Origin of the sequence: Halarcobacter anaerophilus (genome assembly GCF_006459125.1) — a bacterium.
GTDB classification, from domain to species: domain Bacteria; phylum Campylobacterota; class Campylobacteria; order Campylobacterales; family Arcobacteraceae; genus Halarcobacter; species Halarcobacter anaerophilus.
This window is the reverse complement of the sequence record NZ_CP041070.1, coordinates 961,739-984,980: the sequence shown is the minus strand read 5'-3', so window position 1 is coordinate 984,980 and position 23,242 is coordinate 961,739. Positions and strand designations below refer to the sequence as shown.

Below are 23,242 nucleotides of genomic sequence, written 5' to 3'. Positions count from 1 at the left end.
TTTATAGAAAATTATTCTATCTTATCAAAACATTAAAAAAGCTTAACTTTAGCACTTTAAACTAAAAAGTGCTAAAAAGTATCAAAACTTTAGCTTCCTTTTATAAAGTTTTGATAAAATTTCATATAATAAAAATAAAATTATAGGAGAAATGATTAATGGCAAAACATCAATTTCAAACAGAAGTAGGACAACTATTACATTTAATGACACACTCTTTATATTCAAATAAAGAGATTTTTATAAGAGAACTTGTATCCAATGCAAGTGATGCAATTGATAAATTAAACTATTTAAAACTAACTGATGAAAATATAAAAGCAAAACTTCCAGAAGACTGGTCAGGTGAAATCAATATAAAACTTGATGAAGAAGATAAATCAATTACTATTGCCGATAACGGTATCGGTATGAATGAAGAAGATTTAATCAACTCAATAGGAACTATTGCAAAATCTGGTACAAAATCTTTTGTCGAAGCTTTAACCGGTGATGCAAAAAAAGATTCAAATCTTATCGGACAATTCGGGGTTGGGTTTTATTCTGTATTTATGGTTGCAGAAAAAGTAGATGTAATCTCAAAAAAAGCAGGTGAAGATACAGCTTACAAATGGACAAGTACGGGAACAGGTGAATTTGAACTAAATCCTTGCATTAAAGATACAAGCGGTACGGTAATTTATATCAAACTTAAAGATGAAGAAGCAGAAGATTATACTTCAAAATACAGAGTTGAAACTATTGTAAAAAAATACTCTAATCATATTGCTTATCCAATTTTCTTAAACTATAGTGAAGAAGTAACGGAAGAGTTAAGCGAAGAAGATAAAAAAGCAGGGAAAGAGGCTAAAAAAACAAAAGAGAATAAAAGAGAACAAGCAAATGCAGCTACTGCTTTATGGACTCAATCAAAATCAAATCTAAAACAAGAAGATTATAATGAGTTTTATAAATCGATTTCTCACGATTCTCAAGATCCTATGCTTACAATTCATACAAAAGCAGAAGGGGTAAATGAGTATACAACACTATTTTACGTGCCAAAAACTGCTCCAATGGATATGTATAGAGCAGATTATCAACCGGGAGTTAAACTATACGTTAAAAGAGTATTTATTACAGATGATGAAAAAGAACTTTTACCTACATATTTAAGATTTGTTAGAGGGATTATTGATTCTGAAGATTTACCGTTAAACGTATCAAGAGAAATCTTACAAGAAAACAGAGTTATGGCAAATATCAAACAAGGTTCTGTTAAAAAGATTTTAAATGAAATCAAAAAATTATCAAAAGATGAAGAAAAATACAAAGAGTTTATAGAACAATATAACAGACCTCTTAAAGAAGGGGCTTATCAAGATTTCACAAACAAAGAACTACTTTTAGAACTACTAAGATTTAAATCAACAAAAGCAGAAAAAAATAACATGACCTCGCTAGAAGCTTACAAAGACAGAGCAGATAGTGAACAAAAAGCTATTTACTATATCGTCGGTGAAAATGAGAACGTATTAAGAAACTCTCCGCTTTTGGAAAGTTATAAGAAAAATGATATTGAAGTTTTAATCTTGGATGACAAAGAGATAGATGAGATTATAACACCTATGTACGGTGCTTACAAAGAGTGGGAATTTAAAGATATTACAGCAGTTGAGCCTCCGAAAGTTGAACAAACAGAAGAAGAGAAAAAAGAGGTTGAAGAAAAATTCAAAGATATCACCGAAAAAATCAAAGGTGCTCTAGGAGAAGCTGTAAAAGAGGTAAAAATCACAAATAGATTATCAAACTCTCCATCTTGTGTAGTAAAAGACGCAGGTGATGCACAAATGCAACAAATGGCTCAAATGATGAGAGCTATGGGACAAGAGATGCCTGAGTCAGCACCTATTTTAGAGATTAACCCGGATCATGAAATTGTTACTAAACTAAAAGATTTAAATGATGAAAAACTAGTTGAAGACGTATCGTGGGTACTACTTGACCAAGCAAAACTAAGTGAAGGTATGGAAATCACAGATACAGTTGCGTTTGCACAAAGACTATCACGAATTACAGCAAAAGCTCTTTAAAAAGCTTTTGCATAAATCTTCTACGTTGAAGTAAATTTTTAGTTCAATCGCATACCTTCATTATGCTCAATTGTCAAAATTTCACTTCTCCTTGAATTTTCATAGAATTAACTCTTTTGAAGGTAGTTAAATTATAAAATAATCTTATTAAGTTATTTCTAAGTCAAAATTTATTTTTCACTAATTATCAAAAGATATAATAATATAATAGTTTATAAAGGAATGATAATTGAGTAAATTAGAAAATTGCGAGTATTCTAAAAATGATATTAAGAAGGCAGGTAAAAGACTAGTAGCAAATATTAAGGATGAAAAAGCACTAAATATTTTATCAGCGTGGAGAAAAGACCATTCTTATCCTCTTGAATTAGCTGAAAAACTTTTAAAAGAAATATCTTTTAATATTGAAAAAGAAGCAATTTTTGCAAAAAGGTTAAAAAGAACAGATTCAATAATAAAAAAACTAAATCGATATAAAGCAAGTGATTCAAAAAATAAACAAATGCAATTAACTACAATGAATGATATTGGAGGATGTAGAATTATATTTTCTAATATAAAGAAAGTTCAAAAGCTTGTAAGATTTTTAACAAAAAGTAAAGATTTTGTAGTTAGGAATAATTATATAGAAGACCCTAAACCTGATGGTTATAAAAGTATTCATTTAATAGGTCGATTTCCAAATATTCATGGAGAACTTAGAAAAATAGAATTGCAAATAAGGACTAAAACTCAACACTCATGGGCTACTGCTTTAGAAATAGTTGATTTATTTACAGACCAATCAATAAAAACAAATCAAATAAAAGATAGAAACTGGAGTAATTTTTTTAAATATTGTTCAGAGCAATTTACTCTTCTTGAAAAAAATATATTTTTAAATGAAGAAAATATAAGATTTAATTTTCAAAACTATATGCAAGAATATAAAAAAAATAAAGAAAAAATGGAATTCTCTTTATATCAAGTATATTCTTTATCACAGAAATTGGATATTATAAAAAAATTTGACTTATACAGTAAATCATTAGATAAAACAGCAACACACTTGCAATTGATAAGTAATAAAAATGGAAATTCAGAAGGTTATATTTTAATAGAAATAACAAAATTAGATAAAGTATTCTCTGAAAACAGTAAAATAAAAGATGAAACTTTTCAGTTAAAAAGTAGTTATTTCCCTGTTGATGAAATAGACAAAGCTACAAAAGAATATTTAACAGCAGAGAAGCAAATTCTTTTTGGAAACACTTATGTCGCAGCATTAGTCTCTTCTAATTCTATCAAAGATATAGGTATTGCATATCCAAACTATTTTGCAGATTCTACAACTTTTATAAAAAATATTGTCACCTTACAAGAAGCATACAAAAGAATTAATCCAAGTATATTTAGATTAGGAAATAAAATAAAGTATTTATTTAAATAGATACTTTATAAAAAAGACTAATTTTCTTTTATCTCTCCCTCTTCACTTAATTCAATTATCTCTACTATCTCCTCCTCAACAACTTTTTCTTCAGCTCTTGAGATTATCTCTAAATAAAAAGTTTTACTGTTTGCTTCAACTGCTTCATTTACAAATTTTATTATATCTGCAAAGGATATCTCTTTAGGAGTATCTTCATCTTTGGCAAACTTACAATCAAAAAACCAAAAATCTTTTCCTTCTGGAAGAGACTTCTTTTGCTCTCTTTTTATATATTTTCTTATTTCATTTTTGATAGAGTCTACATTTCTATCTTGATTCTTGTTTTCTACTTGTAGATTAAAAGTTTTTTTCAAAAAATTCCTTTTTTGCAATTGTATCTAAGTTTTTCGGCTTTTAGTCTATTTTCTTTTTTTATTATAGATTTATTTATCTTTTATTCTTTTTAGCTATAATTATCTGTAATATCATTTGGTATTATTAATAATTATATGTAATATTAAGGATTCTCATATGGACGTCAGTTTTATTCTCGTTCTTTGTCTCACTCTTTTTTTCGCTTCTATTGTTCATGGAGCTATCGGTTTTGGTTTTGGAATGATTTCTACTCCTGTTGTAGCTTTGTTTACTGATATGCAAACAACTATTTTATATATGCTTATTCCTACCATGGTGGCAAATATTGTGAGTATTTCAAGTGAAGGTAAATTTTTTGAAGCGTTAAGAAAATTTTGGTTTATTATTACTTTGATGGTAATAGGTAGTGCTTTGGGTACTGTTTTATTGCTTTATACAAATTCAGAGTTTTTTAAACTTTTACTTGCAGCTATTATTTTTTTATATCTACTTCAATCTTTTGTAAAGATAGAAGCGACTTTCGTATCAAAATATCCGAAAGCTTCAACTTACGGACTGGGAATATTCGGCGGGATGTTATCGGGACTTACAAATATTGTTGCGCCTCTTATGATAATGTATACTTTACAATTAAAATATTCAAGAAAAGATACCGTACAGTTATCAAATTTATGTTTTTTATTTACTAAAATTGGTCAAATTTCCGTATTTTTATATTACGGTTCTTTTACGATGGAAGATTTTAATATCTCTATGATAAGTGTTGCCGTACTTCTTGTCGGAATGTATTTAGGAATAAAAGTAAAAAAAATAATTGATGCAAAATTATATGTAAAGATTTTAAAAGGACTTCTTTTTATAATTGCTTCAACTTTGGTTATTCAAACCTTAGGTGCTTAAAGGATAGATATGGATTCAAATCTTCTAAAAGTTTTTATCTCGGTTGCAAATACGAAAAGTATTTCTGCTGGGGCAAAAGAGTTGGGATTTACCCAGTCAAACGTAACTCTTCGTATAAAACAGCTTGAAAAAAGTTTGGGTTATGAACTTTTTCATAGAACAAACAGAGGCGTCGTATTAACTTTTGAAGGTGAAAAGTTCTACCCTTATGCAGTTGATATTGTAAAAAAAGTCGAAGAAGCAACTCTAAAAATGAGGAATATAAATCATCAAGAGTTATTAAGACTGGGTTCAACCCAATCAAATGCAACAATAAGGTTAATCCCTATTCTTGAGATGTTAAATAGAGATTTCAAAGATATGAAAATAGAGTTTAATATAGATAGCAGCATAAATCTAATAGATAAATTACTTAATTATGAGATAGATATTGCTTTTGTAAACGGAAATCCAAACAACAAAGATATAGAGGTTTTAAATAGTTTCAAAGATGAAATATATTTTATAGAACCAAAAAATAAAAAAGCACAAAATTGTGTTCTATCTTATAAAAATAGTTGTACATACTGTTTATACTTACAAGAATACGTAAAAAAGAATAAAAAAGAGAAGTACAAAACAATCGCACTTCAAAATTATGAATTGATGTTAGGCTGTGTAAAAGCAGGTTATGGAGTTAGCCTTTTATCAAAAAAGATAGTCGAAAAGTTCGGTTACCTTGATGACGTAAAACTTACAAAAGTTGATTCCAATTTAGATTCTCATCTTATTTGCAGAAAAGATTATCTTCCTATGATTGAAGATTATTTAAGAGCTTTAAAGATATAAGATTTTAAAGAGTTTTCTCTTTAGAATCTTCATCTTTATTTTTTTCTAAAACTTCAATAATACAAGTTGTCCCCGCTCTTAAAATATACTCTTTAGGTACTTCATCAATTGCTATTCTTACAGGAATTCTTTGAGCCAATCTAACCCAGGTAAAAGAGGGATCGACATTTGCCAAAAGACCAGCACCTCTTTGGTTGTCTCTATCCGTAATACCACTTGCTATACTCTCTACATGACCTTTTATAGTAAAGTCCGTTCCCATTGGCTGCATAATTGCTTCATCACCTACATGAATCTTAGGAATTTTATGCTCTTCAAAATATCCATATACCCAAAAACTATTCTCATTTAATATAGATAAATGGCTCTGCCCTACTTTTATAAAATCCCCTTGTTTTACAAGTAAATTATTTATCCATCCGTTAGTAGGAGCAAAAATCGTTGATCTTTGTAAATCAAGTTTTGCAAGCTCTAGTTTTGAAACAGCTTCATTTAACTCCTCTTTTGCCATAAGAAGTTTATATTTTGCATCATCTTTCACATCTTTTGCTATTACGCTGTCATCACCCAAACTTCTTTTATAGTATTCGGCTTTTCTCATTTTATAGTTTGCTTCTTTTAAATTTACAATGGAACTTAGTTTTGAAATATTTGCCTCAAATCTCTTTTTATCTATTTCAAAAAGTTTCTCTCCTTGTTTTACATACTGGTTATCTTTTACATAAACTTTTGTGATTATTCCGGCTACATCAGGAGCAACCAAAGTAATATCAGCTCTTATTCTTCCGTCTCTCGTCCAAGGTGAGTCCACATAATTATGCCATAATTTTAAAGTTAATAACGCTGCAATAGTTACAATACTGAAAGTAATAATATATCTTAATAGTTTTACGAATTTATTATTCATTTATATCCTTATTTATAAATTAAAAGTGAAAAAGTTGTAAATATGCACATAAAAAGTGCCGTTCTAAAAAGTCCAGGATGCCAGACAAACTCATATACACCCAAACTTGACAGAACTCTGTTTATTGCAATTTGTACAATTCCAGCAAATAAAAAAACTGCAACCAATGTAGGAATTTGTACACCAAATAGCGATATTATCTGCTCCATTAATTCTCCTCATTCAAAGGTAAAAATTTTCTGTTTTTAATAATCGAATATATAATAGAAAGCTCTAAATATATCTCTTTTAACAAAACTTGGTCATTTGCCGATTTTAGATGTTTATTACCTAAATCATTCATAAGTTTCTTGAATTTTACTACAATTTTATCTTTGTCTGTTTTATCTTTTTCATTGAAAAGTTTTACAAGATAGTTAAGTATTATTCTTATTTGGACAGGTTTACGCTGGGTAAACATTGTCTGTTTTTTTCTTATATTTATAATAGATTTCCCTATTTCAAGTGTTGATAAAATCCAAATAAAGATTTTTGAATTTGTTTTATTGTCTAATCTTCCGACCATAGAATATCTTTGCATCAAATCAAAATTAAGCATCTCAAGTTTCGTTCTTTGCAATGCCAAATCATCCTGAGTTAATACGCTTATTTGTTTGCTAAGAACTTTTTTAACTCTAGATTCAATCCAGGCATTCGACGCAAAATCCATCAAAACAAAACTATATGCTGAGATAAGCATTCCGATAATTGTTGCTATACTTATATCTGCAAAAAACTCAAAAGTCATATTATAGTGGGTATATATTGCGCAAGTATTGATAAAAATCAATAAAATCCCAAATCCCATAAGACCTTTTCCCGGTAAAATCATCAAAAGCGAAATAAATGCCAAAGCAGGCGTTAAAACCAAACAAAGGGTAAATAAATCATTTACGTATGCGGGAATAAGATAAAAATTATAAATCGGTGTTATTATCAAACCTAAGACCGTACCTATAATCATATTTTTTGTTATTCCGTATGGATTCGGTGCCGTACTTACAAGCAAAGTATTTGCAACAGCAGGAATTACGGCAAAAACCGCATAATGCCATCCCGTAATCATCCATAAACTCATCATCACAATTAAAGCAAAAGTAGCTCTTGTAATCATTGTGAAAATCAATACATTATCGCTGTATGTTGAAAACTTTAAATTTTGTGTAAAGTTTTGAGATATTTTTATTTTTTTGTTTTTGCTTATAAAATTATAATAAGTATTGCAATACTCATAAAGCTCGTTTTCAAGTCTTTTTATAAGATGAGTTATACTTCTAAAATCGTTTTGAGATTCAAAACTGTTTAACTGCAACCTCTGTTTCTCTTCTTCTATTATATTTTTTGATTTTACTTTTACCTCTTTTAATTTGAAAAGAAGACTATTTATATTTTTTGCTTCTATTGGTTTTTCTTGAAACTCTTTTAAAGCAACTTCAAAATCATCATAAATCTTTTTCAAACTCTCTAAAAAGACTTTGTCATCTTTGCTGTTATTAATTATATTTCTCAAAGAGAAAAAAGTTGTACAAATATGCATAAACTCAAAATTCAATCTTTTATAATAGATTTTATCAACTTTTTTTAAATTTGTTTCAAAAGAGCTGTTGACTCTTAATGAGTCTGAACCTAATATATCTCTGCTGTAATTAATAGTAGGTGTTTCAAAATTAAAAAGGCTTTGTTTGTTTAATAAATTTTCCAATATAAGTTTAAACTTGTTTTTTTCGCTTTTTATCAAAGATTTTGAAAGATTTTGAGGGAAAAGTACTTCACTTACGAAACTTGCAGACAAAAGTCCTATTAGAACTTCAGAGAGCCTATCAATACCGAAATTAAAAACTTCTGAAGGAGTTTCCATTATAGGCATAGTTACAAGAGCAATCGTATAACCTGAAAGAACAAATCCGTATGTCATAAAGTTTCTTGCCATAAATCCTACAGCAGAACAAAGTCCCACCCAAAGAGCAAAAAATATCGTAAAAGAGACTCTATCTTGTGCAAAAGCTCCTAATAGAGCAATTGCCATAATAGTTCCCAAAACTGTTCCAATAAGTCTGTAAAAACTTTTTGAAAAAACAAGTCCGCTAAAAGGCTGCATTACGATAAATAGTGTAAACACGGATGTTTGCGGCATTTGTAAGTTAAAAACCATACATAAACATAAAGCCAAAAGTGAAGCTGTAACTGATTTTAGAACATAAATAAACCCTGGTAAATCCTTACTTGTCCACTCATTTGCAGCTAATTTAAAATTCTCTTTAGTTATGGCTAACATCTATTCTCTCACTTTTATATCCGCCACCAAGAGCTTTGATTAAATCAATTTGTGCATTTAACTCTTTATCTTTCAAACTTATATTTTTTAAAATCTCTTCTTGTAAAAGAAGTTTTGAGTTAAGATAAGAGATTTTATTGTTTAAACCTATTTCATAAATTCTCTTTTCTATTTGTAAATTTTTGTTTTTCTTTTTTAAAATTTCATCTTGATATTTTAAATTTGATTTTGTTAGTTCAAGTTTTCTCAAAGAGTTTACCACTTCATTTACGGCTTTTATAACACTTTGATTATAAAGCTGCACTTGCTCATTGTAATCACTTACTTTTATATTCAAATTTGCTTCTCTTTTCCCTGCATCAAACAAAGGCAGAGAAAAAGCAACTGCGCCTAAAGGAGCAAAAGAGGTATGATTAAACAGACTTGACCAAGGAAATGATGTAAAATTTAATAATCCGTTTAAACTAATATTCGGATAAAATTGAGCTTTTGCATTTTTTATATATGCGCTTTTACTAAGTAAAAGATATTTTTGCATTGCAATTTCAGGTCTGTGAGACAAAATATCCAAATGAATATCTTTTGGGATAAAAACTTTATAATCATCTGCAATATCAGTTTTTTCTAACTTATCCATTTGAGAAGGCATCATTCCTGAAATAATTGCGATTGATCTTTTTATATCCTCTATTTCAATTCTAAGATCTGAGATTTTTTGATTGATTTTTTCTATTGAAGAGCCACTTTCATTTATCTCTTTTCTATTTGATAAACCCAATTTGTGAACTTTGTCTAAAATATGATGTTTTTCATTTGTAATTTTTTTCAAAATCTGTAGCTGTTCTAACTCTCTGTTTTTATAATTTAATGAAATATATAATTTGGCGATTGAAGTTGAGACAGACAACTCTTTTACTTTTATATATGCTTTTTGAGCCAAGGCTTCATTTAAAGAAGCTCTAATCAAGGAGGCTCTTTTATCCCAAAAATCAAACTCATAATCAAGATTTAAACCAAACTGATAAAGATTGTAATAGTTTCCTCCCAAAGGAGCGGGAAATATATAATTTTCGCTAAATCTTTGTCTTGATACATCTGCACCAAAACCGATATTTGGCAGATTTGCGGATTTTCTCATTTTTACAAGAGAGTTTGCTTTTGCATATCTTTGTTTTAAAGCCTTTAAAGAAGGAGTATTTTTTATAGCATTTTCAATCAAAGAGTTCAGCTGTTTATCTTCAAATTTTCTCCACCAATTGTTTTGCAACTTCAAATTAACACTTTGAAAACTGTTTAAATCTTCTATAAACTCTTGTTCTATTTTCGTATCTTTTATAACTTTTTGTTTTTCTATATTAGGAACACAACCTAAAAACAGAAAAACCGACAATAAACTAAATATGATTTTTTTCATTTTATCCTTACTTTATATTTGAATATATTTTTTTTAATGTTTGAATTAAAAGCTCTTTATCCTCAATATCTTTTAAAGCCTCTTCTTCCATTTTTTTATTTGCTTCGATTAGAAGTTTTTCTAAATCTCTTCCTTTTTGGGTAAGACATACTAAAAAAGCTCTTCTGTCATCTTTTTTTGCTTTTCTTTTTACAAAACCTTTTTTTTCAAGTTTATCTATCATAAGAGTTAGACTTGAGGGTTTAAAATAAGTATCTTCGGCTAACTCTTTTTGAGTTAGGTTATCTTTTTCGCAAAGCCTTCTTAAAATAATACTTTGAGCAGATGAAATATCATAATCCACTAAAAGTTTTTCAATATTATTCTTTAAACTATTTCTTATATTGGCTATTAATACGCCAAATACGTTATCAAATTCAAAAGACATGATTTTCCTTAAATTACTAAGATTGTGATTTAGTTAATGTGTTAATAATTAATAAGATAAGAATATTATCCTTTTTTCCTTAAAACAAGATTATTTTTCTGTTTAAATAAAAAAAAATTCTTAAAATTCATTATCTTTTGATAAACTTTTGTCTAAAATTTATACTCAATTTAAAACGAAGAGGATTTCAAATGTCAATAACGATTAGAGATGCAATTTCTGACGATGCACAGCTTATTTTGGATTTTATTATAGAATTAGCAGTTTATGAAAATGCAAAACACGAAGTTAAAACAGATGCAAAGCAGACAAAAGAGGCAATTTTTGGAGAAAACTCAACTGTTCAAGCCCTGATTTGTGAACAAAACGGTGAAGCAATCGGATATGCGGTATATTTTTACAACTATTCAACGTGGCTTGGCAAAAAAGGAATCTATCTTGAAGATTTGTATATAAGTGAATCAAAAAGAGGTTTAGGAGCAGGAAAAGCAATACTTAAACATTTGGCAAAAAAAGCAGTTGAAGAAAACTGCGGTAGATTTGAGTGGTCATGTCTTGATTGGAATACTCCCTCAAGAGAGTTTTATGAAAGTCTTGGAGCAAAAGCACAAGAAGAGTGGATCGGATATAGATTAGAAGGAGATTCTTTACATAGTTTTGCCGAAAGTTAATTCCAAATCAAGTATACTTCCATAAATTATAATATAAAAGGATAGATTTTGAGTCTAGAAAGTTTTGAAAAAGTTTATAATGAATTTAATCAAAAGCTAAAAAACAGAGAGTTTAAAGAGGCTTTGCTTTTAAGTTCACAGTTACTTGATAATGCAACAAATGAGATAGATACTTTTTATGCATTAATGGGTAAAGCAACTGCACTTACAAACCTAGACAACAACAGTGAAGTAATTAGTACGTATAAAGAGATCATAAAAAAGTTTAAAAATTCAACAGATGAAACAATTTCAAAATTTTTAATATATGCTTATTATAACAAAGCTTTAGCTTATGCAAAAGAGAAAAACTTTGAATCAGAATTAAAAACCTATAACGCTTTGCTTGAAAAGTTTATTGAAGATATCTCTTATGATACGGAAATAGTTCTTGCAAAAACTTATATAAATAAAGCAATTTGTATCTCTGAATTAAAAGATTTTAAAGATGCGCAAGTTGTATATAAAGAGCTGGTAAATAATTTTGAAAACTCTAAACAAGAAAATGTTTTATTTCATGTTGCCCAAGCAGCTTATAATATTGCCTTGATTTACGGACAAAATGAGCAAAATAAAGAAGCGATAAAAGCTTATGATTATCTTATTAATAAATTTGAAGAGAGTTCAAATCCAAGAGTTTTGGAATTTTTTGCAAAAGCTTTAGTAAATAAAGCGGCAAAAATCAGAGAGTTAAACAAATATAATGAAGCTTTGGATATTTATAATCAAGTAATTGAAAAATTTGAAGACTCCAAAGGCGAACTTAAAAATCAAGTTGCTTTAGCTCTACACAATAAATCAATTCTTTTAAGTGAACTTCAAAGAGAAGATGAACTTTTAGAAGTTTGCGACAGCATTATTGAAAAATTTTCCCAAAGTAAAGATGAAATGATTATGAATATAGTAGCAAGTGCAGAAGTTATAAAAGATAAAGACAGATATAACAACAACACTTTTTAAAACCTCTTAAAAAATAAGAGGTTTTAAATAAACTTAGAAGAGACCTCTTTTAGTATTTCATCTGCCAAAAATGATTCTCCGTTATACTTAACGACTTTTATACCTTCACTTGTAAAAGACTTTGCCGTATTTTTACAAGCTGTTTTTACAACTACATAGTTACACTCTTTAAGAGTTCGTCCCATTTTATTGTGCTGTTCAATATGTTCCAAATCATCATGGTCATGTTCACAAGCATGCTCTTCTTCGGGATGTTCATGATCAAGATCTGTTCTAGGGTTATTTTTAATCTCTTCTAGTTTGAAAGATTTGAACATACTAGAACCACTCATAGAAAAGATTGCAAACTTAGGAGTATGACCTGCATTTGGGAAGAATCTAAGATTTTCATCTTTTACCGGAATTGCTATTTTCATTATTATCCTTTTGAAAATTTTTATATATCTTACACATGGAACATTAATCTATGCAATTATTAATCCACAAGTTCAAAAATTTAAATAGTTAATAAGAAAGGTTGTATAATAAACAGATTTAAACAAAAGGAAAAAGAAGTGGGTATTTTAAAAAAAATCATAAATTACATTGCAAAAGCGAGCATACCGACTTATAAATTTGAAAATAACAGACTCTGTTTTAAACTAAAAAACAATGATTTTTACGAATACCCTGTAGAAGATTATGATATTAAAACAAGACATGATCCTTATATAATTCATGCTTACACATTAAAAACAAAAGAGCTCTTTTTAGAATATATAAAAGATGATCAAAATACTCAATGGAACGGTCAAGCTCTCTCTTTGTACGAAGGTTTTATAAAAGACAAACTAAAAATCAAAGAACTTACTTTGCTTGAGAAAAAAGAGATTGATAATTATCTTTTTAAAATCTATGAAGTTGATGAATCTTTCATTATTCATATAATTTACATATTCAGTTCATCTTCAAATACTATTATTATAGATGCAAAAGGAGATTTATATAAAAATTTAAGACAAAAACTTGAAAATGAGTATAAATACAAGTATGAAGAGAAACAAAAAGGTGAAATAAACTTTGATATTTCATTAGTAAAAGAGAACAATTTAGGAGGATATTTTGGTTATCAAAACGATTAAGATTTTATTTTTAATACTACTTTTTACAGGATGCAGTATAAAAAATGATTCTGTTTATAGTATGAATAATGCAAAATCAATGTTTTTAGGAAAAAGTGAAAATCCTGTTTTAGTAGAATTTCAAAAAGCAAAACTAGAACATCATTACTATTTTAGATGTGTTGACGACTCTTATACCCTAGCAGGTGAAAGTTCTACATACGGAAAACTTTTTATTGAATATGTAAGATTGGATCATAACTGTCATTGGACAGGACTTCCAAGCGGATTTTTTATTTCAAATATAAGAAATCAACTAAAGTTGGATGATATTGAAGTTGTAGAAAATTATGATATCAAAGGTTATGATTTTTCAACCTTAAAAGTAAATAAAAACAGCTACCTGTCTGTTATATATATCTATTCATCTAGCAAAGATATTTTTATTTTAGATTATAAAGGATTTTTATATGACAAACTGTTAAAAAGCTTTAAAAAAGATTATAAAAGTAAATACTCTAACAAAAAAAGATATAAAGGAGAGTATAACGACAGCTTAGTTAGAAAAAATCTTTTGGAAAACTATTTTGATATTGAAATTGAGGATAGATTATAAAAAACGTTTTAGATTAATATTCATCGGGAGTGTTAAAAATTCTGTGTCAATCTGATAAAATAATATCAAGGATTGACAATGAAAAAAGAAACAGAGTTTGATTTTAATGAAGCAGTTCAACAACTTTTAGCTGGTAAAAAAATAAGTGGGAAAGATGGTGTACTTGCTCCCTTAGTAAAACAATTAGTGGAAGCTGCATTAGAAGCAGAAGTAGAATCTCATATAAAAGATGATGTATTATCAGGAAATAAGAATAGGAAAAATGGTAAAACATCTAAAACAATAAAATCAACAGATGGAACATTTGAACTAAATACACCAAGAGATAGAGCAGGATCTTTTGAACCACAACTAGTAAAGAAAAATCAAACAACAATTTCAAATGAAATAGAAGAAAGAATAATTTCAATGTATGGCTTAGGATTAAGCTATAGAGATATAATTAAACATATTGAAGAGATATATAGAGTAGAATTATCAACTGCAACAATAAGTGCAATTACGGATAAGATTATTGATAAAGTAAAAGCATGGCAAAGTAGACCATTAGAAACAATTTATCCTTTTGTATGGTTAGATGCAATCCATTATAAAATCAAGGATGGTGGTAAATATGTGTCAAAAGCAGTTTATACTGTTTTAGGACTTCGTTTAGATGGTAAAAAAGAGATACTTGGACTTTATCTAAGTGAGAGTGAAGGTGCAAACTTCTGGCTTAGTGTTTTAAGTGATTTAAACAACAGAGGATTGCAAGATATACTTATTGCAAGTGTAGATGGTTTAAAAGGCTTCCCTGAAGCAATAAAAACAATATTTCCAAAAACAGAAGTACAACTATGTATTATTCATCAAATTAGAAATTCAATGAAATATGTTGCTTCTAAAAACCATAAAGAATTTATGAAAGATTTAAAACCTGTTTATCAAGCAGTATCAAAAGAGATAGCAGAAGACGAACTTCTAAAACTTGATGAGAAATGGGGTAAAAAATATCCTATTGTACTTCAATCTTGGCATAATAAATGGGAAAATCTATCTGTTTATTTTAAGTATCCACCTGAAATTAGAAAAGTGATTTATACGACCAATATTATTGAGTCTGTTCATAGACAATTTAGGAAACTAACAAAAACAAAAGGAGCATTTCCAAATGAAAATTCTTTATTAAAATTATTATATATGGGGATACAAAATGCAAGTGAAAAATGGACAATGCCAGTTAGAAACTGGAATCTAACTCTCTCTCAGTTAGCAATATTTTTCGAGGGAAGGTTAGATGATTTTTTAGAGGTGTAACTTTAGTTACAATTAGTTACTTGACACAGATTTTTAAACAGTCTCTATTCATCTTTTAATTTTTCTCTAATACTTAGAAATTCATCTAAGTGTTCAAAAAAGATATCTATAAGCTTGGGATCAAAATGTTTTCCTCTCTCTTCTTTAAAGAGGGAAAAAATTTTCTCATCTTCCCATGCTTTTTTATAGCATCTATCGCTTCCCAAAGCATCGAAAACATCAGCTAGTGCTGTTATCCTTCCATAGATATTTATCTCTTCACCTTTTAACTTTCTAGGATATCCTGTTCCATCCCATTTTTCATGATGTTCATAAGCAACGGTTGCTGCACATTTAAGAAGAGGTCTATTTGAGAGTTTTAACATATCATAGCCTAGTTGGGCATGGGTATCCATTATTTTTCTCTCTTCTTCATTAAATCTTCCGGGTTTATTTAGTACAGAATCGGGAATAGCGACTTTTCCTATATCATGCATAGGACTTGCTTGTTTTAGCATTTCAGCCTCTTTTTCGGGTAATCCGTAATATATAGCTAAAAGTTTGGAATACTCTGCTACTCTTTTTACATGATTTCCCGTTTCTTTGCTTCTGCTCTCTCCTATTGCGCCCATAGTAAAAACAACTTCTCTTTGTGTCTCTTCTATCTCTTTACTTAAAGCTTTAACCTCTTCTAGTTTTATTTGGAGTTCATCATACTCTTTTTTCTGCCTTTTATCACTTCTTGCCATTATTTTATCATGACGATAGATATCTTTTATTAATTTATCAGTTGTTGTTTTAAAATTGTTTTGAAGTTCATGTAGTTCTGAAATAAGTCTATTTTCGATACTATCAGGCATACTTTATTCCTTCTTTACTATTTTACAATCAGGTTAAACATAAGGCTCTCAAAATCTTCTTTGAAATCTTCTCCAGCTTCCATTGCACTTTCGTTTTCTTCGTCATATATCCAATTTATCTCAATATTTTTTCCGTTATTATGTGCCTCTTCCAATAAATCAAAAAAATCAAAAAAAAGTTTTGAGCTGCTTGAATTAAAATATATTATTTCCATATTAACAACTGTTTTACTTTGTTCATTTCCTTTAAAATACTTTTCAACCCAATCCATCATGGGTTTATAAAATTCAAAAGTATTTTCAGGATATGACTTTCCTATCAATTCTAATATTCCTTTAGAGGCATCTAATTTTATAGAGGGTGTATATTTCGTCTCTTCAATTATTAAACTTTCCATTTACTTATTTCTCCTTTTTACCGACAATCTTTGCTATAAAATGAAAATAATACTTTTCGTCATTAATTTCATTAAATTCGAATTTTATTTCATCACTTCTTTTTGCTATTTCATAAAATCCTATTCCCCCGCCTCTACCGTGTTTATCTTTACCGCTTCTTCTAGCTTCTCTGTATCTTTTTTTTATTTCATCTTTTGTTAAAGACAAAATCTCTTTTAACCTCTTTTCTATTTTTTGTTTATCCTCTGAGGTAACAATATTTTGACTATGTATAAAATAGTTGTCTGCTCTGTCTTTTGTAACTACAACCAAACCTTGTGAGGCTAATTCATTAGAAGTTAGTTCTTTCTTTTTTGAATAATTCATCATGTTTTGGGTAAGTTCTATAAATATCGTAAAAATATTGTTAGATACTCCCAAACTCAACTCATTTGCTATTGTCTCTTTTTCTAAAGCTTCCATCATCGAAGTAATTAGTGATTGAGAGATAAAGCCTCCGTAAGTTAAAAATATTATTCCGTCTTCATCCACTATATTTTGAATCACTTTTATATTCATTTCAGCCCCTGTACTTTACTTCTTACCTTACATAAACTTTATTTTATCAAAAAAAAATAAAATAAATAATTACAAAAGAGTAATTTAATATCACTTTTGTATAAATAATAGTTGTTAATAAAATTAATTTTTATACATTATATATTATAATTTCTAATTTAGGAGAAGAAATGTATAAAAAAGCTCTCTTTATTTTATTTTTATTTTCAAATGTATTAATAGCAGCAGATTCTATTTTAGAAATTGCATATGAAGAGAGAATACCTTATGTAAAAAAAGAGAATAACTCCTTAACGGGTTTAGTTGCAACTCCAGCAATTAAAGCTTTAAATGAAGCAAAGATATCTTATGTACTAAAAGAGAAACCTTCAAAAAGGCATCTTTTTGAGATAAAAGCAAATGTAAATAAAATATGCGCTTTGGGATGGTTTAAAAACAAAGAAAGAGAAAAATATGCAAAATATACTCTGCCTTTATATCAAGATAAACCATTTGGTATTATTGCAAAAAAAGAGAAAAATATAGAACTTGAAAATATAAATATTGATAAACTTTTAAACAATAAGAAATATACTGTTTTAACAAAAGCCTCATACTCTTATGGAAATTTTTTAGATAAAAAAATCGAAAACTATAAAATCAAAAAAAGTGAAGTTTATTCAAATAATGAAAAAATGCTTACTTTAATAGAAAGAGGAAGAGCCGACTTTATGTTTATATCAAAAGAAGAAGCTACTTTACTTCTGAAAAAGAATAATTATAAAAATCTGCTTTTTTATAAAATAGAGGGTATTCCCAAAGGAAACAAACGATATTTAATATGTTCAAAAAAAGTTCCCGATGAATTGATAGAAAAAATTAATCTTTATATAAAGAGAAGTAAATGATTTTCAGATTTTTACTTCTTCTACTAATACTTTTCTCAAATATTTTTGCAGATCAAAAAAATCTTGATAAAGGTATTTCCAACTCCATTGCAAGTTCATTTTATGAGTTAAATGAAGAAGAAGTAGAAAATATATTAAAAACCTATATGCAAGAGAATAGTCAAATAAAATATATTGCAGTTTATGATAGTTTGACAAATAAAAGATTTTTGTTTTTATATAAAAACAGGGATTCCGAAATTCTTAATGAATCCTTTGACGAAACAGCTTTACAAATAGATTGTGTTCCAAGAATATCCGAAATAATTTATAAAAATGAATTAATAGGCAGAATAAAAGTTTGTTATAAAAATGCTGCCGAATCAATTTTATTAAATGATGAAGAGAAGAAGTGGCTAAAAACACATCCCGTAATAAAAGTACACAATGAGTATGATTGGGCACCTTTTAACTTTAATAAAAATGATACACCTTTGGGATATTCAATTGATTATATGAAATTACTTGCCCGAATAGCCGGTTTAAAAATCAAATTTGAAACAGGAACCTGGGATGAATCTCTAAAAAAAGCCTTTAATAAAAAAATTGATGTTATGTTGAATATTGCAAAAACAAAACATAGAGAAAAGAGTTTGCTTTATGTTGGCGTTTATGCAAGAAATCTCACTTCAATTCTAGCAAAAGAGGAGAGAGAAGATATCAGCGACTTGCACTCTTTATTCGGTAAAAAAGTCTCAGTAGTCAAAGGTTTTATTTATGAAGAATATTTGGAAGAAAATTTTCCAAAAATTGAAGTAGTAAGCTACCCTAATACTTTGGAGAGTATAAAAGCCGTTGTTTACGGTGAAGTTGATGCAACACTTGGTAAAACTGCAATATTAAACAATATGCTCTCTGAAAATGTTATAAAAGGTTTAAAATATACCTCGGATGTAAAAGCAGACGATCCTGAAATGGAAAATCTTTATATTGCAGTTAGAAATGATTATCCTTTATTACAATCTATTTTAAAAAAGGCTATGAAAAAAGTCTCTTTAGAAGATATCGACAAATTGAAACTAAAATGGTTTAATCAAAAAAGAAAAATCAATTTTAGCAAAAAAGAGTATAAATGGTTAGATAAAAAAATTGTGGTCAAATATAGTGAAATAGATTGGAAACCTTTATCAATAATCGAAAATAATTCTATGTCCGGTATTATGGGAGACTATTTAAATATTATTGCGGATGAAACAGAAATAGAATTTAAATATGTACCCTCAAATTCATGGCATGATGTACTTGAAAAGTTTAAAAAAGGAGAGATAGACCTAATTCCCGGAATAGGAACCAGTAAAAAAGAGACCTCTTTTGGATTAGTTTCCGATGAATATGCATCTTATCCTATGGTAATGGTAACAAATGAAAATATTGACTATGTGCAATCATTAGATAGCGTAAAAAACAAAGTTTTTTCTATTCCAAAATACTACACAAGCTATAATTACATAAAAGGTCTCTATCCAAAAACAAAAATTATTGAAACAAACAGTATATTTGAAGCTCTTCTTAAGGTATCAAATAAAGAAGCAGATATTTATGTCGGGCATATTGCTCCTGCTTTATACAATATATCGAAAATAGGAAAAGATAATCTAAAACTTGCAGGAACAACCGGAGAAGATTTTCATCATCACTATTTAATTAATCCCAAAATGCCGGAACTGCTCTCTATTGTAAATAAAGTATTTAAAACAATAAGCCAAAAAGATAAAGAAAGGATTTACAACGGCTGGGTTAAAGTAAAAGTTGAAGAGAGTAAAGGTTTTCCTCTAAAAAAAATATTATCGTATGTATTACCGACCATTTTAATAATATTGGCAATCTTATCAATTATAGTTTATTGGAATAAAAAATTAAGAAGTTTAGTTGAGAAAAAAACTGCCGATATTAATAAACAAAAACAAGAGTTGCAAAATTCACTTGATTCTCTTGATAGAAACGTAATATTTTCACATACGGATTTAGAAGGTAAAATTACACTCGTAAGTAAGGCTTTTTGCAAAATTTCAGGCTATTCATCTGCTGAACTAATAGGTAAACAACACAATATTGTAAAACACCCTAAAATGGAAAAAGAGACTTTCAAAGAACTTTGGGAGAGTCTAAAAGCGGCTAAAGTTTGGGAAGGAGAGATTCAAAACAAAAAAAAAGACGGAACCTCTTACTGGTTATATTCAAAAATAGAACCAAATTACAATGATGAAAGGCAAATTATCGGTTATAAATCAATAAGTCAAGATATTACCGATAAAAAAAGAGTAGAAGATTTAAGTAAAAATCTAGAGAAAAAAGTAGAAGAGAGAACAATAGAACTTTCAGAGCAGAAAAAATTCGTCCAAACAATATTAGATTCCCAAGAACAGATGATTGTTACTACAGACGAAGAGAGCCTAGTCTCCGTAAATAAATCTTTTAAAGATTTTTTCGAAGTTGAGACAATAGAAGAGTTTAAAAAAAGATACGGAGATTGTATCTGTAACACTTTTAATACGGAAGCTCCAAAAGGTTTTCTTCAAACATTTATGAATAATCAAAAATGGACAGACTATATTATAGAGAACAAAAAAAAGATTAACAAAGTTTCAATAAAAAAAGATGGAAAAGAACATGTATTCAGCGTAACGGCAGCACTTATGCCTATTGGCAGAAAATTAAAATCTGCGGTTTTTACGGATATTACAAATCTTGAAGATATAAGAAAAGAGCTTGAACAAATCAATCAAAATATTAAAGATAGTATTAAATATGCCTCAATAATACAAGATGCACTGATTCCCGAAGAAGATCTGTTTAAAAAATACTTTAACGATTATCTTACTATTTGGCAGCCAAAGGATATAGTAGGCGGAGATATATACCTGTTTGAAGAGTTAAGAGATGAAAATGAGTGTATATTAATGTTAGTTGATTGTACGGGACATGGAGTTGCGGGAGCTTTTGTTACAATGCTGGTTAAAGCGATTGAGAGACAAATTATATCAAATATAATAAGTAGTGATGAAGTCGTTAACCCTGCTAAACTATTAACTGTTTTTAATAAAAGTATGAAACATTTACTAAAACAAGAAGATCAAACATCTATTTCAAATGCAGGTTTTGACGGAGCCATTTTATACTATAATAAAAAAGAGAATATAATTAAATTTGCCGGAGCTGAAATTCCTCTTTTTTATGAATATAAAGGTGAAATAAAAATGATTAAAGCAGATAGACACTCCATTGGGTACAAAAAATCCGATATAGAGCATGTTTTTAAAGAACATACTATAAAAGTTAAAAAAAATATGCAATTCTATCTTACTACAGATGGATATATTGATCAAAACGGAGGAGAAAAAGGCTTTCCTTTTGGAAGAAGAAAGTTTATCAATTTGTTAAAAGACAATATTAATCTTCCTTTGAAAAAACAGCAGGAAATTCTACTTAATGAAATGAAAAAGTATCAAAACAAGTATGAAAATAATGACGATATCACAATTGTAGGATTAAAAATATGAAAAGAAAAAATGACAACACTCAATACATCGGTAAGTTTTTAAAAAAAGATTATATTAATTTTAAAGACGGGCTTTTCGAACTTTTAGATGACTATAAAAGAAAAAGTGAGAGATTGGATAAAATTATTAAACAAAGCGACAAAATGCAGTTAAGACTTCTAGAAGCAAATGAACAATTAGATGAGTATAAAAATAATTTAGAGAAAAAAGTAGAAGAAGAGATTAAAAAAAGAGAAGAAAAAGAGAAAATGCTTATTGAACAATCTAAATTTGCTGCAATGGGAGAGATGATTGACGCGATTGCACATCAGTGGGCACAGCCTTTGGGAATTTTAAACCTAAAATTAAGCATGCTCGATTTTGATTTTCAAAGTTCAAAAATTGATGAAGAGTATATAAAAGAGTTTCAAGAAAAAGCAACTGATATTATAGAACATATGAATACAACTCTAAACGAATTTAGAACTTTTTTCAGACCAAATAAAGAACAAAAATATTTTAATGTAAAAGAGATGATAGAAAAAGTATTTCTTTTCGTAAAAGATGAATTTATAAAATTTAAGATTCATACTAAGCTTGAAATTCTTGACGATTTTGAACTTATGGGAATCGAAAATGAATTTAAACATATAATCTTAAATATAATCAATAACTCAAAAGATGCTTTTGTAGAAAAAAATTTAGAAAACAGAGAAATATTTATAAAAGTTTATGAAGAAAATGATGAAAAAATTATTGAGATATCCGATAATGCAGGAGGAATAGATAAAAGTATAATCAATGATATATTCAAAGCCAATTTTACCACGAAAAAAGACAAAGGCAGTGGTATCGGACTTTATATGAGCTACCAAATAGCAAAAAAGAATAATACGGAATTAACCGCCAAAAATATTGAAAACGGGGCTTTATTCACACTAAAAAAAAGATAATTGTCCCTCTTGTTTTTCTTCTATCTGTTGAATGCAAGATAAGTCGTTAAATAAAACTTTATTTACCTCTGTCGTAACTTCATAAATATTTAGATTTTCTCCATTGTAAGGTCTAAAAAGTTTTATCAGTTCAGATAAGTTTTCATTATAAAGCCAGGATTGAAAATCTTTTTTTTCTAAAATTATGGGCATTCTGTGGTGAATTTTTGATAATTTTTCATTTGCGTCACAAGTTATCAAAGCTACGGTAACCACTCTCATATTTAATTTAAAATCAAACCATTCATCCCAAATTCCGGCAACAGCCAAATAGTCGTTTTTTATATCTTTGACAAAATACGGCTTCTTTTCTTTATCTTCTATTTGCCACTCATAGAAACCGTTTAGAGGAATAATACATCTTCTTGATTTAAAAGATTCTCTAAAACTCTTTTTTTCATAAATAGATTCGCTTCTTGCATTTATATTCATCGAACTTCTATCTTTTGCCCAAGAAGGTAAATATCCAAAATGAGTATAAAGATAATTACCGTTGTTTAAAAGTGCAGGTATAGGCAGAGTCGGAGCTATATTATAATTTTTGTTTAAATCTCCTACCATATCATTTTTAATAAGAGTTTTTGCATCTTCTTTAAAAACAGTATCACTGAATATTGCTAATCGTCCGGGCATATTAAATCTATCTTTGTCTTTTATTTTTTTGTATTATATACAATTGATATTTAAATACAAAGTGTTTTTTTACAAAGGATATTTTA

Annotated in this window: 22 protein-coding genes and 1 pseudogene; 12 read left to right on the top strand and 11 right to left on the bottom strand. The window is 28.3% G+C overall.

Annotation, left to right across the window (positions count from 1 at the left end; translation table 11 throughout):
- Positions 1 to 158 precede the first annotated feature (158 nt).
- Entirely contained in the window at positions 159 to 2,072 is a 1,914-nt protein-coding gene (gene htpG / locus AANAER_RS04910; RefSeq protein ID WP_129082968.1) for a molecular chaperone HtpG, read from the top strand.
- 229 nt (positions 2,073 to 2,301) lie between these two features.
- Positions 2,302 to 3,501, top strand: a complete 1,200-nt coding sequence (locus tag AANAER_RS04905) for a RelA/SpoT domain-containing protein (protein WP_129082969.1) — start codon at positions 2,302 to 2,304, stop codon at positions 3,499 to 3,501.
- Between the two features lie 17 nt (positions 3,502 to 3,518).
- Here AANAER_RS04905 and AANAER_RS04900 read toward each other — a convergent pair whose 3' ends face one another.
- A complete protein-coding gene (locus AANAER_RS04900) occupies positions 3,519 to 3,857 on the bottom strand; it encodes a DUF6172 family protein (RefSeq protein ID WP_129082970.1) in 339 nt (112 codons plus the stop codon).
- A gap of 157 nt (positions 3,858 to 4,014) precedes the next feature.
- Here AANAER_RS04900 and AANAER_RS04895 point away from each other — a divergent pair, with 157 nt between their 5' ends.
- Together AANAER_RS04895 and AANAER_RS04890 are read left to right on the top strand one after the other, a co-directional pair.
- A complete protein-coding gene (locus AANAER_RS04895) occupies positions 4,015 to 4,758 on the top strand; it encodes a sulfite exporter TauE/SafE family protein (RefSeq protein WP_044415545.1) in 744 nt (247 codons plus the stop codon).
- Positions 4,759 to 4,767: 9 nt separating this feature from the next.
- Complete coding sequence (locus AANAER_RS04890) at positions 4,768 to 5,586, top strand: LysR family transcriptional regulator (protein WP_129082971.1); 819 nt, start codon at positions 4,768 to 4,770, stop codon at positions 5,584 to 5,586.
- Positions 5,587 to 5,590: 4 nt separating this feature from the next.
- Here the strand turns inward: AANAER_RS04890 and AANAER_RS04885 are convergent, their stop codons facing one another.
- From AANAER_RS04885 to AANAER_RS04865, 5 genes are read right to left on the bottom strand one after another with little or no spacing between them, the layout of a single operon-like run.
- On the bottom strand, positions 5,591 to 6,493 hold the full coding sequence (locus tag AANAER_RS04885) for an efflux RND transporter periplasmic adaptor subunit (RefSeq protein WP_129082972.1): 903 nt from the start codon (positions 6,491 to 6,493) through the stop codon (positions 5,591 to 5,593).
- Positions 6,494 to 6,501: 8 nt separating this feature from the next.
- Positions 6,502 to 6,702: a DUF1656 domain-containing protein gene (locus AANAER_RS04880; protein WP_044415550.1), complete on the bottom strand. Its 201-nt coding sequence runs from the start codon at positions 6,700 to 6,702 to the stop codon at positions 6,502 to 6,504.
- Complete coding sequence (locus AANAER_RS04875; protein WP_129082973.1) at positions 6,702 to 8,807, bottom strand: FUSC family protein; 2,106 nt, start codon at positions 8,805 to 8,807, stop codon at positions 6,702 to 6,704. The genes AANAER_RS04880 and AANAER_RS04875 overlap by 1 nt, the downstream gene beginning before the upstream one ends.
- Positions 8,791 to 10,221 (bottom strand): efflux transporter outer membrane subunit, encoded by a 1,431-nt coding sequence (locus AANAER_RS04870; RefSeq protein ID WP_129082974.1) that lies wholly within the window; start codon positions 10,219 to 10,221, stop codon positions 8,791 to 8,793. Before AANAER_RS04870 ends, AANAER_RS04875 begins: the two co-directional genes overlap by 17 nt.
- A 7-nt stretch (positions 10,222 to 10,228) precedes the next feature.
- Positions 10,229 to 10,648 carry a MarR family winged helix-turn-helix transcriptional regulator gene (locus AANAER_RS04865; RefSeq protein WP_129082975.1) on the bottom strand — a complete coding sequence of 140 codons (420 nt, stop codon included), beginning with the start codon at positions 10,646 to 10,648 and terminating at the stop codon, positions 10,229 to 10,231.
- A 191-nt stretch (positions 10,649 to 10,839) separates the two neighbouring features.
- Here AANAER_RS04865 and AANAER_RS04860 point away from each other — a divergent pair, with 191 nt between their 5' ends.
- Positions 10,840 to 11,319 carry a GNAT family N-acetyltransferase gene (locus tag AANAER_RS04860; RefSeq protein ID WP_129082976.1) on the top strand — a complete coding sequence of 160 codons (480 nt, stop codon included), beginning with the start codon at positions 10,840 to 10,842 and terminating at the stop codon, positions 11,317 to 11,319.
- 48 nt (positions 11,320 to 11,367) lie between these two features.
- Entirely contained in the window at positions 11,368 to 12,318 is a 951-nt protein-coding gene (locus AANAER_RS04855; protein WP_044415558.1) for a tetratricopeptide repeat protein, read from the top strand.
- Positions 12,319 to 12,341: 23 nt separating this feature from the next.
- On the opposite strand, the gene AANAER_RS04850 is transcribed toward AANAER_RS04855, so the two are convergent.
- Positions 12,342 to 12,734 carry a NifB/NifX family molybdenum-iron cluster-binding protein gene (locus AANAER_RS04850; protein WP_044415560.1) on the bottom strand — a complete coding sequence of 131 codons (393 nt, stop codon included), beginning with the start codon at positions 12,732 to 12,734 and terminating at the stop codon, positions 12,342 to 12,344.
- A 138-nt stretch (positions 12,735 to 12,872) separates the two neighbouring features.
- On the opposite strand from AANAER_RS04850, the gene AANAER_RS04845 reads away from it, so the two are divergent.
- From AANAER_RS04845 to AANAER_RS04835, 3 genes are all read left to right on the top strand, one after another.
- Positions 12,873 to 13,439, top strand: coding sequence for a hypothetical protein (locus AANAER_RS04845; protein ID WP_044415561.1), 567 nt, complete (start codon positions 12,873 to 12,875; stop codon positions 13,437 to 13,439).
- Complete coding sequence (locus AANAER_RS04840; RefSeq protein ID WP_044415562.1) at positions 13,420 to 14,034, top strand: hypothetical protein; 615 nt, start codon at positions 13,420 to 13,422, stop codon at positions 14,032 to 14,034. The genes AANAER_RS04845 and AANAER_RS04840 overlap by 20 nt, the downstream gene beginning before the upstream one ends.
- A 78-nt stretch (positions 14,035 to 14,112) precedes the next feature.
- Positions 14,113 to 15,330, top strand: coding sequence for an IS256 family transposase (locus AANAER_RS04835; RefSeq protein WP_129083082.1), 1,218 nt, complete (start codon positions 14,113 to 14,115; stop codon positions 15,328 to 15,330).
- 44 nt (positions 15,331 to 15,374) lie between these two features.
- On the opposite strand, the pseudogene AANAER_RS04830 reads toward AANAER_RS04835, so the two are convergent.
- The 3 genes and pseudogenes from AANAER_RS04830 to AANAER_RS04820 all read right to left on the bottom strand — a co-directional run.
- Positions 15,375 to 16,028, bottom strand: a pseudogene (locus tag AANAER_RS04830) (HD-GYP domain-containing protein); the annotation flags it as partial.
- Positions 16,029 to 16,186: 158 nt separating this feature from the next.
- The gene (locus AANAER_RS04825; protein WP_044415564.1) at positions 16,187 to 16,567 is read right to left on the bottom strand and encodes a DUF1987 domain-containing protein; all 381 of its coding nucleotides are present in this window, start codon (positions 16,565 to 16,567) and stop codon (positions 16,187 to 16,189) included.
- Between the two features lie 4 nt (positions 16,568 to 16,571).
- The gene (locus AANAER_RS04820; protein ID WP_206732552.1) at positions 16,572 to 17,126 is read right to left on the bottom strand and encodes a SiaB family protein kinase; all 555 of its coding nucleotides are present in this window, start codon (positions 17,124 to 17,126) and stop codon (positions 16,572 to 16,574) included.
- A 170-nt stretch (positions 17,127 to 17,296) separates the two neighbouring features.
- Here AANAER_RS04820 and AANAER_RS04815 point away from each other — a divergent pair, with 170 nt between their 5' ends.
- Genes AANAER_RS04815 through AANAER_RS04805 form a run of 3 tightly spaced genes read left to right on the top strand, consistent with a single transcriptional unit; the run spans position 17,297 to position 22,484 of the window.
- Positions 17,297 to 18,013: a transporter substrate-binding domain-containing protein gene (locus AANAER_RS04815; protein WP_052502547.1), complete on the top strand. Its 717-nt coding sequence runs from the start codon at positions 17,297 to 17,299 to the stop codon at positions 18,011 to 18,013.
- Entirely contained in the window at positions 18,010 to 21,552 is a 3,543-nt protein-coding gene (locus tag AANAER_RS04810; protein ID WP_129082753.1) for a transporter substrate-binding domain-containing protein, read from the top strand. The genes AANAER_RS04815 and AANAER_RS04810 overlap by 4 nt, the downstream gene beginning before the upstream one ends.
- Positions 21,549 to 22,484 carry a sensor histidine kinase gene (locus AANAER_RS04805; RefSeq protein WP_129082754.1) on the top strand — a complete coding sequence of 312 codons (936 nt, stop codon included), beginning with the start codon at positions 21,549 to 21,551 and terminating at the stop codon, positions 22,482 to 22,484. The genes AANAER_RS04810 and AANAER_RS04805 overlap by 4 nt, the downstream gene beginning before the upstream one ends.
- Here AANAER_RS04805 and AANAER_RS04800 read toward each other — a convergent pair.
- Positions 22,470 to 23,156, bottom strand: coding sequence for an SOS response-associated peptidase (locus AANAER_RS04800; protein WP_129082755.1), 687 nt, complete (start codon positions 23,154 to 23,156; stop codon positions 22,470 to 22,472). The genes AANAER_RS04805 and AANAER_RS04800 overlap by 15 nt on opposite strands.
- Positions 23,157 to 23,242: the final 86 nt, after the last annotated feature.